This window comes from Streptomyces celluloflavus, assembly GCA_000720995.1.
Lineage (GTDB): Bacteria > Actinomycetota > Actinomycetes > Streptomycetales > Streptomycetaceae > Streptomyces > Streptomyces celluloflavus.
Map to the genome: position 1 here is coordinate 167,507 of JOEL01000007.1, position 14,129 is coordinate 181,635.

General features: G+C 72.5%; 18 protein-coding genes and 1 tRNA gene. 15 read left to right on the plus strand and 4 right to left on the minus strand.

The window, feature by feature from the left end; translation table 11 throughout:
- The first annotated feature begins 48 nt into the window (after window positions 1-48).
- From IH09_RS09185 to IH09_RS09205, 5 genes are all read left to right on the plus strand, one after another.
- Complete coding sequence (locus IH09_RS09185; protein WP_052855608.1) at window positions 49-633, plus strand: hypothetical protein; 585 nt, start codon at window positions 49-51, stop codon at window positions 631-633.
- Between the two features lie 30 nt (window positions 634-663).
- The gene (locus IH09_RS09190) at window positions 664-1,401 is read left to right on the plus strand and encodes an RNA polymerase sigma factor (RefSeq protein ID WP_052855609.1); all 738 of its coding nucleotides are present in this window, start codon (window positions 664-666) and stop codon (window positions 1,399-1,401) included.
- Entirely contained in the window at window positions 1,398-2,084 is a 687-nt protein-coding gene (locus IH09_RS09195; RefSeq protein WP_052855610.1) for a hypothetical protein, read from the plus strand. The genes IH09_RS09190 and IH09_RS09195 overlap by 4 nt, the downstream gene beginning before the upstream one ends.
- A 377-nt stretch (window positions 2,085-2,461) precedes the next feature.
- Entirely contained in the window at window positions 2,462-2,758 is a 297-nt protein-coding gene (locus IH09_RS09200; protein ID WP_052855611.1) for a type II toxin-antitoxin system VapB family antitoxin, read from the plus strand.
- Window positions 2,759-2,912: 154 nt separating this feature from the next.
- Complete coding sequence (locus IH09_RS09205) at window positions 2,913-3,566, plus strand: LytR C-terminal domain-containing protein (RefSeq protein WP_052855612.1); 654 nt, start codon at window positions 2,913-2,915, stop codon at window positions 3,564-3,566.
- A 150-nt stretch (window positions 3,567-3,716) separates the two neighbouring features.
- Here IH09_RS09205 and upp read toward each other — a convergent pair whose 3' ends face one another.
- Entirely contained in the window at window positions 3,717-4,352 is a 636-nt protein-coding gene (gene upp / locus IH09_RS09210; protein ID WP_052855613.1) for a uracil phosphoribosyltransferase, read from the minus strand.
- Between the two features lie 201 nt (window positions 4,353-4,553).
- Between upp and IH09_RS09215 the strand changes: the two genes are divergently transcribed.
- The 5 genes from IH09_RS09215 to IH09_RS09235 all read left to right on the plus strand — a co-directional run bounded on the left by IH09_RS09215 (window position 4,554) and on the right by IH09_RS09235 (window position 7,254).
- Complete coding sequence (locus IH09_RS09215) at window positions 4,554-4,760, plus strand: hypothetical protein (protein WP_242641305.1); 207 nt, start codon at window positions 4,554-4,556, stop codon at window positions 4,758-4,760.
- A gap of 188 nt (window positions 4,761-4,948) precedes the next feature.
- On the plus strand, window positions 4,949-5,509 hold the full coding sequence (locus IH09_RS09220) for a tRNA adenosine deaminase-associated protein (protein ID WP_052855615.1): 561 nt from the start codon (window positions 4,949-4,951) through the stop codon (window positions 5,507-5,509).
- A 70-nt stretch (window positions 5,510-5,579) separates the two neighbouring features.
- On the plus strand, window positions 5,580-6,080 hold the full coding sequence (gene tadA, locus IH09_RS09225; protein WP_052855616.1) for a tRNA adenosine(34) deaminase TadA: 501 nt from the start codon (window positions 5,580-5,582) through the stop codon (window positions 6,078-6,080).
- A gap of 68 nt (window positions 6,081-6,148) precedes the next feature.
- Window positions 6,149-6,235: transfer RNA gene (locus IH09_RS09230), tRNA-Ser, on the plus strand.
- A gap of 320 nt (window positions 6,236-6,555) precedes the next feature.
- On the plus strand, window positions 6,556-7,254 hold the full coding sequence (locus IH09_RS09235) for a DUF4232 domain-containing protein (protein ID WP_052855617.1): 699 nt from the start codon (window positions 6,556-6,558) through the stop codon (window positions 7,252-7,254).
- A gap of 349 nt (window positions 7,255-7,603) precedes the next feature.
- Here the strand turns inward: IH09_RS09235 and IH09_RS09240 are convergent, their stop codons facing one another.
- Together IH09_RS09240 and IH09_RS09245 are read right to left on the minus strand one after the other, a co-directional pair.
- Complete coding sequence (locus tag IH09_RS09240) at window positions 7,604-8,122, minus strand: hypothetical protein (protein WP_190233245.1); 519 nt, start codon at window positions 8,120-8,122, stop codon at window positions 7,604-7,606.
- Window positions 8,123-8,147: 25 nt separating this feature from the next.
- Complete coding sequence (locus IH09_RS09245; protein ID WP_052855619.1) at window positions 8,148-8,936, minus strand: DUF2127 domain-containing protein; 789 nt, start codon at window positions 8,934-8,936, stop codon at window positions 8,148-8,150.
- 745 nt (window positions 8,937-9,681) lie between these two features.
- Here IH09_RS09245 and IH09_RS38895 point away from each other — a divergent pair.
- The 5 genes from IH09_RS38895 (at window position 9,682) to IH09_RS39720 (ending at window position 13,471) form a co-directional block, all read left to right on the plus strand.
- Entirely contained in the window at window positions 9,682-9,846 is a 165-nt protein-coding gene (locus IH09_RS38895) for a hypothetical protein (protein WP_165484985.1), read from the plus strand.
- Window positions 9,847-9,896: 50 nt separating this feature from the next.
- Window positions 9,897-10,190, plus strand: a complete 294-nt coding sequence (locus IH09_RS09250) for a Dabb family protein (RefSeq protein ID WP_052855620.1) — start codon at window positions 9,897-9,899, stop codon at window positions 10,188-10,190.
- 334 nt (window positions 10,191-10,524) lie between these two features.
- On the plus strand, window positions 10,525-11,334 hold the full coding sequence (locus IH09_RS09255) for an RNA polymerase sigma factor SigF (protein ID WP_052855662.1): 810 nt from the start codon (window positions 10,525-10,527) through the stop codon (window positions 11,332-11,334).
- 192 nt (window positions 11,335-11,526) lie between these two features.
- The gene (locus IH09_RS09260; RefSeq protein ID WP_052855621.1) at window positions 11,527-12,360 is read left to right on the plus strand and encodes an RNA polymerase sigma factor SigF; all 834 of its coding nucleotides are present in this window, start codon (window positions 11,527-11,529) and stop codon (window positions 12,358-12,360) included.
- Window positions 12,361-13,264: 904 nt separating this feature from the next.
- Window positions 13,265-13,471, plus strand: coding sequence for a hypothetical protein (locus IH09_RS39720; RefSeq protein WP_240151004.1), 207 nt, complete (start codon window positions 13,265-13,267; stop codon window positions 13,469-13,471).
- A 250-nt stretch (window positions 13,472-13,721) separates the two neighbouring features.
- On the opposite strand, the gene IH09_RS09270 is transcribed toward IH09_RS39720, so the two are convergent.
- Window positions 13,722-14,003 carry a DUF1876 domain-containing protein gene (locus IH09_RS09270; RefSeq protein ID WP_052855663.1) on the minus strand — a complete coding sequence of 94 codons (282 nt, stop codon included), beginning with the start codon at window positions 14,001-14,003 and terminating at the stop codon, window positions 13,722-13,724.
- Window positions 14,004-14,129: the final 126 nt, after the last annotated feature.

Below are 14,129 nucleotides of genomic sequence, written 5' to 3' on the forward strand. Positions count from 1 at the left end.
GTGAGGGCGCCATCAGGCGCCGTCCCGCCGAACGTGGAGCAGCCCACTGTGAACTTCTCACGCACCCCTCACCGCATCGAGTCGTCCGCTGCCGAAGGCATCGCGTCCCGCCCCGCCGGCCGCCTCCGCCGGCGCGGCGCGGCCGGCGCCGGACTGCTGGCGGCGGTCGCGCTGGCGGCGCTGTCGGCGGCCGGCACCGCGCACGCCGACTCCTCGGCGCCGAAGGTCACCGAGCGTTCGGGCGCTGCCTCGGCCCCGGCCGCCGCACCCGCCGGGCGCGGCACCCCCAGCGCCGCGCCCGCGGCCCCGAGCGGTCGCGGCGCCTCGGCCGACGCGCCCAAGGTGGTGAGCCCCGGCCGCGGAGCCCCGGCAGCCGTGCCCGGCAAGGGCGCCGAGCCGAGCGCGGCGCCGGAGGGCCGCCCCGCCGTCCGTGGCACCGGCACCGGCAGCGACAAGGCGCAGCCCAGCGCCCACCGCGGCTCCGGGAAGGCGGCCGTGGAGGCCGACGGCCGCAAGCAGCTCGCCCACACCGGTGCCTCCCCCGCCGCCACCGTGGCGATGAGCGGCACCGCCGCCGGGCTGATCGCCGCGGGTGGCGGCACCGTCTTCGCGGTCCGCCGCCGCCGCGCCTGAGCCACGGCACGACGCCCGCCCGAGGAAGCGATGGAGTACTCCGCCGCCTCGCACACCGCCCCGGCACGGTGCACCGTGCCGGGGCTGCGGCCTGCCCTGACACCCGGGCCGCCCCAGGGCTGGACGCCCGGCCCGGTGCGGCATCCGTCGCCGGGCCGGTGGCAGCGGCTGCTGCGCACCGTCCGCCCGGCCCCCTCCCCCACGACCGTCCCCGCACCGGCACCCCACGACGGTCCGCACCCCGGCTACGCACCCGGCACACCCGACGCGTCCGGCGCCCCGCAGCCCACCATCAGCGAGCTCTACCACGCGCACCGGCTGAACATGGTCCGGCTGGCCATCATGCTCGTCGACGACCGGGCGACCGCCGAGGACGTCGTCCAGGACGCGTTCACCGCGCTCTACAAGCGCCACGGCGAGCGGCTCGGCGACGTCGACAACGCCCTGGCCTATCTGCGTACCGCCGTCGTCAACGCCGCCCGCTCGGTCCTGCGGCGCCGGCGGACCGCGCGCGCCTACACCCCGCCGCACGAGGCGAACGCGCCCTCCGTCGAGGAGCTGGTCGTGCTGGACGAGGAACACCGCGAGGTCTTCACCGCCCTGAAGCAGCTGACCACCCGCCGCCGCGAGGTCCTCGTCCTGCGGTACTGGGGCAACCTGACCGAAGCACAGATCGCGACGGCCCTCGGGATCAGCCGCGGCTCGGTGAAGTCCCTCGCCAGCCGCGCCCTGGACTCCCTGGAGAAGATCTTGGAGGCGCGGCCGTGAACGGCAGCGGCAGCAGACCAGACCCCGACAGCCCCCTTCCCCCCTACTGTCCCGGTGGCCCCGCCCCTCATGGCACCGACGGGAACCTCCCCGCCGAGAATCGCACCACCGGGGATCACCCCGCCGAAATCCGCCCCGTCGAGGACCGGCTCCGCCGGGCGTTCGCGGCCCGCGCCGAATCGATCGGCATCCGTGATCTGCGGCCCGCCGAGCCGCCGGGACCGTATCCGCGCCGCGCCCGCCGCACCGGCTCCCTGGTCCGGCTGCGCCGTTTCGGGCTGCGGCGCATCGGGCTGCCCCTGGCGGCCGCCGCCACGGTCACCGCCGCCGCGGCCGGCTATCTCGCGCTCGGCCCCGGCGGCCCGCCGCCCCGCCCCGTGCCCGCGTCGTCGCCGAGCCCGGTGGGCCCGTCCCCGTCGCCCCCCGCACCCACCGGCCCGGCCCTTCGGCACCCCGGCGAACCGTCCACCGTCCCCGGCCCGAGCGGCCGGACCCCCGGCTCGCAGCCCTCCGGCACGGTCCATGTCAGCCCGCCCCAGCACCCTCCGAGGGGCACCCCGACACCGCACCCGACGGATCCGTCAGGACACCGGATCACCCCACCGGCCACACCGCACCCACCGGGGACGGCCACCCCCGACCCGGCACAGCGCCCCAACGGCGGTTCCGGCAACTCCCCCTGAGACCGGCGCGTCGCCCCGGACCGCCGCCCTGGCCCCCGCGCCCCTCTCCCCGTGCGCGCGGGCCGGGGCGGGCACGGGGCGAAGAACCCCCGGGCCGGCCCGGACAGCGGCGCCCCCGCGCACGTCGGCCGGGGCACCGCCCGGGTCACCTCCCGGCAGCCGCACCGCACGCCCACGACGCACCGCGCGACGCCCGCGACGTACCGCACGGACGCCCGCAGGGGGTAACCACCGAACGCAAGCAGCAGCCCCTCGCCCGAGTCCCCGTCACCATCGGCACTCCCATCAGGCGACTCCTCCCGTCATATGGCCTTTGATCGCCTTCGTACTCCGCGGCCTGGCTGCGCCCGGCGCCGCTCGCCCGGTAGGCTTTCCGTGTGATCTTCAAGCGCATCGGAAATGGGCGGCCGTATCCCGACCACGGCCGGGAGAGCACCCGCCAGTGGGCGGATGTCGCCCCGCGCCCGGTACGCCTCGACCAGTTGGTGACGACCAAGCAGCAGCTCGACCTCGAAACGCTGCTCGCCGAGGACTCGACGTTCTACGGCGACCTCTTCGCGCATGTCGTGAAGTGGCAGGGCGACCTCTATCTGGAGGACGGGCTGCACCGCGCCGTGCGCGCGGCGCTCCAGCAGCGCCAGGTCCTCCACGCCCGCGTGCTCGAAATGGGCTGACGCCACCGGCCCCGCCGGCGCGCGGCCGCCCCGTACGGTTCCTCCCCCGCCCCCGTCCCGCCCCCGTGGCCGGATTGATCCTTTTGGGTTGGGTCTTGCGCCACGGGTTGATCATTTAGTACGCACGGCCCCCGGCCCCTACTACGCTGCGCCCATGAGCATGCTGACGCCCCCAGGCATGGGCGGTAAGAAGTACCGCGTCACGGGCGGCAGGTATCCGAGGATGCGCCGTCCCCGGCACCGCCGCCGGATCGCCCTCGTCGCCGCCGTCTCGGTCTGCGTCCTCGGCCTGGCCGGCTGGGGTACCGCACAGCTCATCGACGTCTTCGGCGGCACGAGCGGTACGGCCGACGCCGCGCCGGGCAAGGGGAGATGCCGGGACGACGGCGCCGCGGGGCAGTCCAGCGCCAAACCCGTCGCCGGCAAACCGCTGCCCAAACCGGGCACCCTCACCGTCAACGTCTTCAACGCCACACCGCAGGGCGGGCTCGCCAAGCGCACCGCCGACGAGCTGAAGAAGCGCGGCTTCAAGATCGGCGAGGTGGGCAACGCCCCGGCCGCCTTCGACAAGAAGGTCAAGAGCGCCGGGGTGCTGGTCGGCCCCAAGGCCGCGGCCGACGGCCCGCTGAAGGTGCTCGGCACCCAGCTGGCCGGTGCCGAGCAGAAGACCGACGACCGTGCGGACGCCGAACTCGACCTGATCATCGGCGACGCGTTCAAGGAACTGGCCCGGCCGCAGGACGCCGAGAAGTCCCTGACCCGGCTGACCCACCCGGCCCCGGCCCCCTCCGGCAGCACCAAGTGCTGACACCCGCCCGCCGCACCCGCGTCCCCGGCCCGCGGGCCGGCCGCCCCTGAAGGCGTCCGGAGAAAGACCTTCGGGCCCCTCGCCGGTCTGCGGCAAGGGGCCCGAACGCGATGATCAGGTGAGACAGGGGTGGGGCGGCGGGCGGTCGGCTCAGCCGGCCGTGCCGTACATCCGGTCCCCCGCGTCGCCGAGGCCCGGCACGATGTAGCGGGCCGAGTTCAGCCGCTCGTCGACGGCCGCGGTGACCACCGTCACCGGCGCACCGGCCAGCTCGCGCTCCATGACCTCGACGCCCTCCGGCGCGGCCAGCAGGCAGATCGCGGTGACATCGTCCGCACCCCGCTTGATCAGCTCGCGGATCGCCGCGACGAGCGTGCCGCCGGTGGCGAGCATCGGGTCCACGACGTACACCTGGCGGCCCGAGAGGTCGTCGGGCATCCGCGTGGCGTAGGTCTGCGCCTCGTACGTCTCCTCGTTGCGCACCATGCCCATGAAGCCGACCTCGGCGGTGGGCAGCAGCCGGACCATGCCGTCGAGCATGCCCAGACCGGCCCGCAGGATCGGTACGACCATGGGCCGCGGGTGCGACAGCCGCACCCCGGTGGTCGCCGTCACCGGGGTCTCGATGTCGACCTGCTCGGTACGCACATCACGGGTGGCCTCGTAGGCGAGCAGGGTGACCAGCTCGTCGGCGAGCCGCCGGAAGGTAGGGGAGTCGGTGCGCTTGTCGCGCAGAGTGGTGAGTTTGTGCGCCACCAGCGGGTGGTCGACGACATGGATCCGCATGACATCGACAGTAACCGAGCCGGAGGCCCCCGGCGCCCGGCCCGGGGCGCCCCGCGACCGTTCCGGCGCCGCGGCCACACCCGCACCAAACCACCGATACAAGGGAAAGTGTGGACATACGCCTTCCAGGGAAGGCGTGCACCGTGTGCACAGACACCCGGTCCGCGGCTCCGGTACGGGGCGCGGACCTCGCCCGAGGGGGTGTGCGGCGTGTCCGACCCTGAGCAGGCCGACGAGGCGGCGGACGCTGCGTCCGGTGACGAGAGCGACGCGGCGCGCCGAAGGCGCCGGGCGCAGTTCCTGCGTGAACTGCACGAGGCCAAGGAGCTCCGGGACCGCGTCCAGCCGCGCCGCGCACGGGCCGCCCGGATGCGTCAGGCCGTGCGGATGCGCACGTTCCGCTGGTAGCCGCGCGGGTACGCGCCCCCGTCCGCGCTCCGGCACGTGAGCGACATCTCTCATAACGTACGCACGACGCAACGCCGAAGACCCGGCGTGGCGGCGTTGTTTCTGCCACGATTCCCAGGGGGCGGGACCTCGGCGCAGCCAGCGCCGCCCCGCCCGGCCCGGCACGCCTATCCAGTGGGAGAGTCACGGTGTACTTCGCCGCACTGCTCGCGCGCACCGAAGACGGGTGGGAAGCGAGCGATACGGAGCTCGACAATGTGGAGACGCTGACCGATCTGGTCGATCTGGCCCGGGAGGCGGCGATCGACGACGACACGGTGGTGGCGTTCATCGAACAGGAGGACGCCTGGTTCGGCGTCATCCGGGTGGACGGCGAGGAAGACCCGCGGGTCTTCCTGTCCCACGCCGCCGCCGCCGCCAAAAGCTCGTACGGCGCGATGCTGACCGACGAGCTCCTCGGCCGCGATGAGGACGATATGACCGACCTCGACAGCCTCGACCTGGACGGCACGGAGGACGGCGAACCCGAATCAGACGCCAACGATGACGACATCCACCACAACCATCCCAACGACTCCACGGTGAGCGGCGCGGACACCCTCCTGCCGCCGGCCGGCCCGCTCGGCGACGCCGGGCTCCTGGCCGACCTCGGCGTCGGCGAGCGGGATCTGCTCGCCCTGGACGGCGACGCGCTCGCCACCATCGCCGACGCCCTCGGCTGCACAGAAGTCCTGGAAGCCGTGCGCTAGCGGCGGCCGGCACGGAAGCCGCCGGCCGCCCCGTGGGCACCACCCCGGTCACGTCCCCGACACTGGGGACATGACCGTCCCCCCATCCGCCCCGCTGTCCTCCCCCGTACCCGACCCGCTGCGCGATCCCTGGACCGCGCCGATGCGGCGGGCGCTGGACGAGGCCGCACTCGCCCCCGGGACCGGCGATGTCCCGGTGGGCGCCGTCGTGCTGTCCGCGGACGGCACGGTGCTCGGCACCGGCCACAACGAACGCGAGGCCACCGGCGACCCGACCGCACACGCCGAAGTCCTCGCCCTGCGGGCCGCCGCCCGCTCCGTCGGGGCGTGGCGGCTGACCGGCTGCACCCTCGTCGTGACCCTCGAACCCTGCACGATGTGCGCGGGCGCGATCGTGCTCTCCCGGGTGGACCGCGTCGTCTACGGCGCCCGCGACGCCAAGGCCGGCGCCGTCGGCTCCCTCTGGGACGTCGTCCGCGACCGCCGCCTCAACCACCGCCCCGAGGTCATCACCGGCGTCCTCGAAGCCGACTGCGCCGCTCGGCTCACCGCCTTCTTCCGCGACCGCTGACACCGGCCCCGGCCCGCCCCCGTCACCCGATTTCGGAGCACAGCCCCCCGTGGGCTAAGCTCTCTCTCGGTAGCGTGTCCGAGCGGCCGAAGGAGCACGCCTCGAAAGCGTGTGAGGGGGCAACCTCTCCGTGGGTTCAAATCCCACCGCTACCGCTTGTAACACCCCTCTGAACTGCGGAAACGTGGTCAGGGGGGTGTTTTGCGTGCGGCAGGTGCCCACATGCACGGCACGGTGTCGCCGAACGGCGCGCCGTCGAGAGCGCAACTGTCACCAACTCCCCTGCGGACAGGGGCTGCTGGAGCGCCCCCTCGGTGGGGCCGCCGAAACCCTCGTCCCCACCCGTTCGCGCGCGGTCTGTTTGCGGGACGTGAGTGAGGCGTTGCCAGGACGTCAGCGGACCCGGGAAGAGTGGTGTTCACACCGCGGGAACAACCCAAGGAAGTCCCGCACCAACCGCAGGGGGAACCTGATCATGCGCACTTCCCGGATCCGCACCGCCACCCTGGCCGCCGTCACCGCCGCACTGGCGCTGGGCCTGACCGCCTGCGGCGGCGCCGACACCGGCTCGAAGGCGGCGGGCGACGACAACGCCGCCGGCACCGCCCAGAGCCGGACCGCCTCCACCACGGACGGCAAGGGCGGTGCGGAGCAGGTCAACAGCAGCGGCCACGCCAAGGAAGGCGCGCGCTCGACGAGCGCCTCGGGCGGGACGCACGAGGTCGCGGGCAAGGGCACCACCGCCGGCGCCCAGCAGTGCCGCGGCGACGAGATGCTGCTCACCGCGGTGCACCGCTTCGCCGGACAGCAGGGCGACCACCTGCTGATCACCGCCTCGAACGAGGGCGGCAAGCCCTGCCGGGTGACCTCCTACCCCTCCGTCAAGCTCGGCGACAACGTCGACGGCCCCGCACTGGCGCACTCCAAGAAGGACAACCCGGGCGGCAGCAAGCACATCACCCTCCAGCCCGGCGCCAAGGTCTACAGCGCGGTCAACCTGTTCGACTACGGCTCCAAGAACCACACCGCCACCTCCTTCGCCCTCGCACTGCGCGGCACGGGCGGCCAGGACGGCCCCTTCTACTCCGTCGACCTCAAGGGCGACAAGCCCCAGTTCAGCTGGAACGAGGCCGACGTACTGAACTGGAACACCGAGAAGCCGTACAACTTCTGACGGCCCCTCGGCGCGGAGGCGGGGGCCTCCAGCCGGATCAGCTCCCTGGAGAGCACGCTGCACGCCGCACCTCCACGGCAAGGGGACCCGCACCTGAGGTGCGGGTCCCCTTCGCGCGCGTCCCGGACTCCGCCCGCACGGCCTCGGTGTACCGGCGATCATGTCCGGCCGGCCGTGGGAGGAGACGCCGAGCCTCCCGGCCGTACGCGTCATGCGGTGCGCCGGAAGAGGGTGGGTACGGCCTCGGACTCGCTGAGCCGGGGCACCGCCCACCAGCAGCCGGCATCCCGCGCCCCCGCCGCCGCCCCCGCCCGGAAGCGGCATCCGGCGGCCGGGGCGGCGGCAGGGGTCAGCGGCGGCCCAGCATGCGGCGGATCAGGCGGACGATCAGCCAGATCACCAGGATCACGATGGCCACGACGATGAGGATCAGCACGAGCAGGAAGATGCCGAGCTTCTTGAAGAAGCCGACCTTCTTCTTCTCCTGGGCCAGCGTCACCCGCGCCGGGGCCGCGGCCCGGAGGCTCGTGTCCTGGGAGTGCGGGGCGAGGCGCGTGGTGTCGGCCGGTGCCGTACGGGTGTCCGGGGCCGTGTGCCGGACGGCGGCCGCGGTGTGTGGTGCCGGCTCGCTCTGGGCCGCCGCGGCCGGCGCGGCGGCCGCCGCCAGCAGGCCGAACAGCAGCGCCAGCACCACCGCCGGCCGTCGCCGGGTGCGTCGTGGCGAACCCTGCGTGCCCTGCGCACCCGTCGCCCGCGCACCGTGCCGACGCGAACCTGCCTGCTGCCGTGCGGAGTTCATCTCACCCATGCCTATCGTGTCCTTGGTCTTCATCGTGCCCGTCGTGCCCATCGTGTTGTTTTTACCCATCGGTTCGTTCCCCCAGGTCGTGCGGTCAGCCGGTGCCGCCGTGGTACGCGGGGGCCGGCATGCCGGCGGAGGTCTCGACCTCCAGCAGCGAGGCGCTCCGCCGCTCCTCGTCGAACGCCGCCCGGCCGCCGCGCAGCCCGAACAGCCGCTTGGCGAGCGCAATGTAGAGCACCGCGAGGATATTGATCACCAGAGTGGCGATCTTGAGCCAGCTGACCTTCTCGGTCAGCTCGTAGATCTCCAGCGGCAGGAACGCGGCCGTCGCCACCACCGTCAGATACTCCGCCCAGCGCTTGGCGCGCCACAGCCCCACGCCCTCGACGATCTCCACCAGGGCGTAGACGAGCAGCAGTGTGGCCACCAGCACCAGGGTGGAGTGCCGGTAGCCGAAGGTCTTCTGGATGGTGCCGACGACCGGGGAGTGGTCCAGGTCGTAGTGGAAGTGCCGGGCCACCGGGCGGATCACGTCGAGGTTCTGGTCGAAGAACCGGCGGACCGCGTCCTGGCTGTTGCTGAACTTCCATACGGCGACCGCCGCCAGCACGATGAACACCCCGCGGATCGCGCGTTCCACGGCCAGGAACCGCAGGATGAACAGATCGCGCAGCACCTTGCCGCGCGGGACGAGCGGGGCGTCGGCGGCCGGCCCGGAGCCGTGCGGTTCGCCGAGCACGAAGTCGCCGCAGCGCAGACAGCGCCATGCCGTACCGAGCGCGGTGGCCGCGTGCAGCCGCGCGCGCAGCGCGTCTTCCTGGGGGAGGTAGGTGACGTGCCCGCGGCGCGCGCAGGTACGCCGGTCCCAGTCGATCCTCATCGTCGGTGCCCCGTTTCCCTTCCGTGGTCGGACGCGCCGCCGCGCCGCGGCGCTTCCCGTGCCGCCGCGCGTCCCCGCGTCCTCCGTACTGTCGCGTACATGATGCTCCCCGGAGTGGTACGGAGAAGGGGACGCCGGACGGACACCGGAAGGTTGCGCGGTGACGGGGCGGCGGGGAGACGGGGCGGCGGGCGCTCCCGAAACGGGGACGACCGGGGGAACGGGCGTGTACGCGAAAGAGCCCCGGTTCCGGGCCGTGTATCGGTCGGCCCGGAGCCGGGGCTCCTGTGGTTCGGTCGGGGGAAGCGGCATCGGGGGGACAACCCGCTTCCCCCGAAGAGGACCGAACCTCCAAGTCCACGCCGCATTCAGGGGGAAGCTCACGGCGCGGACCCCGCAGTGAGGTCCTGGTCCCGGGCCCTCCGGATTCCTGCCAGATCCGTTGGGCTCGTCACCTATCCTGCCTGCGCCGTATTCCCCAACGGCCGGGCAAAGGGCCTCGTTTGGGGGGCCTTTGGTCCTTAAAGGCCGGGTGAGGGGCGGCCCGCCGGCGGGGGTGAGGGGGCGGCGGGCGCGGCGGTACGGGGGCCGGGAATCCGGTCGTCCATGGTTCCATAACGGCTCTGAAGTGGAACGATACGGCGATCGAGCCCACCAATATCGAACACCAGTGGTTACACTCACCCGACCGCATCCGGGAACCCGCCCGGGGCGTGCGGGGACTGCCGTAGGGGGAGACGGACTGATGGCACAGGCGAAGAAGATCGTGTTGTACCTGGTCCTCATCTTCGTGCTCTACACGATCATCACGTCCCCTGCGCGGGCCGCCGGCCTGGTCCAGATAGGGTTCGAAGGCATCTCGAACGCCGCTCAGGGCGTCGGCGAGTTCATGACCCAGCTGGTCAGCTGAGCGCCACCGGACCCGTCACGCATCGTTCACCCGCCCGCACGGAGGCCCCAGTGATCCGCCACCTGGTCCTGTTCAAGCTCAACGAAGGCGTCTCCCGCGACGAGCCGCGCGTCCAGGCCGCCGCGCGGGCGTTCCAGGAGCTGGCGGGCCGGATTCCGGAGCTGGAGTCCTGGGAGTGCGCCTGGAACATCACCGACCGGCCGATCGCGTACGACTTCGCCATCAACTCGTCGGTGGCCGACCGGGACGCCCTCAAGAGCTATGCGGAGCACCCGGCCCACCAGGCGGCGGCCGGCCAGTGGCGCGAGTTCGCCACCTGGGTGATCGCCGACTACGAGTTCTGAGCCGCGCCGCCCGTAGCGCCTCGCCGCCCTTCGGCCCCGCTCCACTCGCTCCCCTCATTCCCCTTATTCCGTCCCCCGAGCCCCTCGCCCCGCGGCGGGGGGCTTCGCCGTGTCCCCATGGGGCCGAACGGGGTACGCCATGACACCCCTGACGGCACCCCGGACAACCACCCGAACGACACCCCGAGGGCCACCCGTACCGGCAGGGGTCCGTACGAGGGCCTTTCACCCCAACTCTCTACCCAACACGGCGTTATGGGGTGCTTGCACACAGTGCACATGTCTTGTGATGCTATGACCGCTTTTGCCGGATGAATGCACTGTGAAGGGTGGCGTGACCGTGACTGCCCGTACTGCGCCCAAGGCTCCATCCCGCGAGAGCCGAAGCGCGGACACGCGGGCGCTCACCCAGGTGCTGTTCGCCGAGCTGAGCGGCCTCAACCCCGGAACCCCCGAGCACACCCGGGTCCGCGCCGCGCTGATCGAGGCCAACCTGCCGCTGGTCCGCTACGCGGCGGCCCGGTTTCGCAGTCGCAACGAGCCGATGGAGGATGTCGTCCAGGTCGGCACCATTGGCCTGATCAATGCGATCGACCGGTTCGATCCCGACCGTGGCGTCCAGTTTCCGACCTTCGCCATGCCGACCGTCGTCGGCGAGATCAAGCGCTACTTCCGTGACAACGTTCGCACCGTCCACGTCCCGCGCCGCCTCCACGAGCTATGGGTGCAGGTCAACGGCGCGACCGAGGATCTGACCGTGCTGCACGGCCGCTCCCCCACCACCGCCGAGATCGCCGACCGCCTCAAGATCGGCGAGGACGAGGTGCTGGCCTGCCTGGAGGCGGGGCGGTCATATCACGCCACATCCCTGGAGGCCGCGCAGGAGGGCGACGGACTGCCCGGCCTGCTGGACCGTCTCGGCTACGAGGACCCGGAGCTGGCCGGCGTCGAGCACCGCGACCTCGTCCGGCATCTGCTCGTCCAGCTCCCCGAGCGCGAACAGCGGATTCTCCTCCTCCGCTACTACAGCAACCTGACACAGTCCCAGATCAGCGTGGAGCTGGGCGTGTCGCAGATGCATGTCTCGCGGCTGCTCTCACGGAGCTTCGCCCGCCTCAGGTCCGCAAACAGGATCGACGTCTAACCGATACGAGCGACCCGTTCTCGCGCAGATATGTCGACTTGGCGCTACAGCGTGTTGCCGACATGTGACATTCTGCTGGAACCGCGTTTGCCGTGGCGCCGCCTCCGGTATTCAGGTGGAGGCACAACTCCTCGGTCCGCCTCGGTCCGGGGACATGCCGCAGCGACCCGACCGCGACCTCAAGGGGGTGGCATGTCCGTAGAACTGGGCAGCTCGAAGGTGCTTCCCGCGATTCCCGCGCCTGCACCACACGTGCACGACGACGCCATCAACACCCGCACGCTCTCCCGCTCCCTTTTCCTGCGGCTCGCCACGCTAGACAAGGACAGCGCGGAGCGTACGTACGTCCGCGACACCCTGATCGAGCTGAATCTCCCGCTCGTGCGGTACGCCGCGGCGCGCTTCCGCAGCCGCAACGAGCCGATGGAGGACATCGTCCAGGTCGGCACGATCGGCCTGATCAAGGCGATCGACCGTTTCGATTGCGAACGCGGCGTGGAGTTCCCCACGTTCGCCATGCCGACCGTCGTCGGTGAGATCAAGCGGTTCTTCCGCGACACCTCGTGGTCGGTACGGGTGCCGCGCCGGCTCCAGGAGCTGCGCCTCGCGCTCACCAAGGCCAGCGACGAACTGGCCCAGAAGCTCGACCGCTCCCCTACCGTCACCGAACTCGCCGTGGTCCTGGGAGTGTCGGAGGAGGACGTCGTCGACGGCCTGGCGGTCGGCAACGCCTACACCGCCTCCTCGCTCGACTCCCCCTCCCCCGAGGACGACGGCGGCGAGGGCTCCCTCGCGGACCGCCTCGGCTACGAGGACACCGCGCTGGAGGGCGTCGAATACCGCGAGTCCCTCAAGCCGCTGCTGGCCAAACTCCCGCCCCGCGAGCGCCAGATCATCATGCTGCGCTTCTTCGCCAACATGACGCAGTCCCAGATCGGCGAGGAGGTCGGCATCTCCCAGATGCACGTCTCCCGGCTGCTCACCCGCACCCTGGCGCAACTGCGCGAGGGCCTGATCTCGGACTGACCGCCGGGCGGCGGCGGACGGCCACACCGCCCGTACGACCCGTACCGGCGGGCCCGTCGTCGCCGTCCCGACAGCCTGTGCCGCCGTGCCACCGGTGTCCGGTCGCCGCGCCTCCGACAGCCCCTCGGGCGGGGCCGAGGGGCGTGGGGCGTACGCGGGGCCTGGTGTACGGGCAGCCCGGTGTACCGGTCCTCTCACGGGCATGTACACCTGACGCCCCGTCACTCACACTGTCCCGATGCGACGGACGACGGCAGTTGCCTCCGCCTCGGCGGCCGTACTGTGCCTGGGCGCCATCCTGTTCACCGGCAGCGGCTCCACGGCCGGCCGAAGCTACCTCGCGCTGGGCGCGGCAGGCCCCACCGACAGCCGGGCGCCGACGCAGCCCGTACCCCCGCGGGACGGGGTCGAGCTGACGCCGCTGGACGGCGGCGACCACGGAGGGGGCGGAGAAGGCGACGTCAGCGGTGGCGGCGGGGGCGGTGGCAGCGGTGGCAGCCGCGGTGATTCGGGTGCCGCGGGCGGGGGCGGATCGCCGAGGGCCTCGGGGTCGCCGGGGAGGCCGGGCGCGCCTGGTACGTCGGCGGTGGGGCGCGGCGGGAGCACCGGTGGCGGGCCGACCGGCTCACCCAACTCCCGCCCAAGTAAGCCCAGTTCACCTTCCGGGACCCCCGGAGGCGCGAGTGGCGGCGGTAGCGATGGCGACGGCAATGGTTCCCCGGGCACCGGTCAACCCCCTGGTACTCCCGCTCCCACCACTCCCCCCGACACCGACTTCCCCACCATCCCCGCCGGGCCGAACGCCCCCGTCGGCCTCCTGATCGGCGAGCCGGTGCTCGCCGGTACCGACGTCCGCCGGTGCGAGCAGGTCTCCCTAAACTTTCTCAACACCGCGAAGACCCCGGTGACTTCCGGCACCGTCACCTTCGGCACCCACGTCATCGGCCTCCTGGGCGTCGACTGGGCCACCGTCAACTCCACCCACAGCCTGCCCCTCCCCCTGGCGCCGGGCCGACGGACGACCGGCACCTGGCGGGTCTGCGTGGCCGCGTGGCGCGTACCGCTGGGGATGCACATCGAGACGCGGGACGTGACCTTCGGCTGGAAGTGACCCGGAGGCGATCCGGAGACGATCCCGGAGACGGCCTGAGCGTGGTCCGGGGGTGGCCGGTCGGGCCTGAGCGTGGTCCGGCCGGGGAACTGGAGGTGGTGGCGCAGGGGTGCCTACGGGTCCGGGTCCTCAGGGTCCAGGCCCAGGTCAGGGTCCGCCCGCCGCTGGTCCGGGCGGGATCTTCACCACCGGCCCGTACGGGGCTCACGCCGTCGCGCGGTGGGGCTCATGCCGTCACACGCGTCAGGGCTCACGTCATCACGCGCATCGCCGGGTGGGCCTTCACATGGGTCACGTCCTCGATGTCGTGTCCGGCTTTCTCCAGCAGCGCCCAGGAGAGTTCGTTCAACGCCCGGGCCGCCGCGACCTCCTCACCGGTCCGCTGCTGTTCGGGGTCCTTGGGGTGGCGGGTGGCCTGGCCCTTGGCGCGTAGCTCGGTGCCGTCCTGGAGCCGCAGCAGGACGGCCGCCCGTGTCTTCTTCTCGACCTCTTCGAATTCCACCTCGATGTGCCATCCGACGATCGTCTGCATACCGTCCACCTCCTGAGTTACTCCTCCAGCGTGCACCCGGCGGCACGTACGCGCAGCCGGGACGCCCCTGCTCACGCCCCCGCGCGGACCGCCGCCACCCGCCTTTGGAGCCGTCGGGCCCCACGT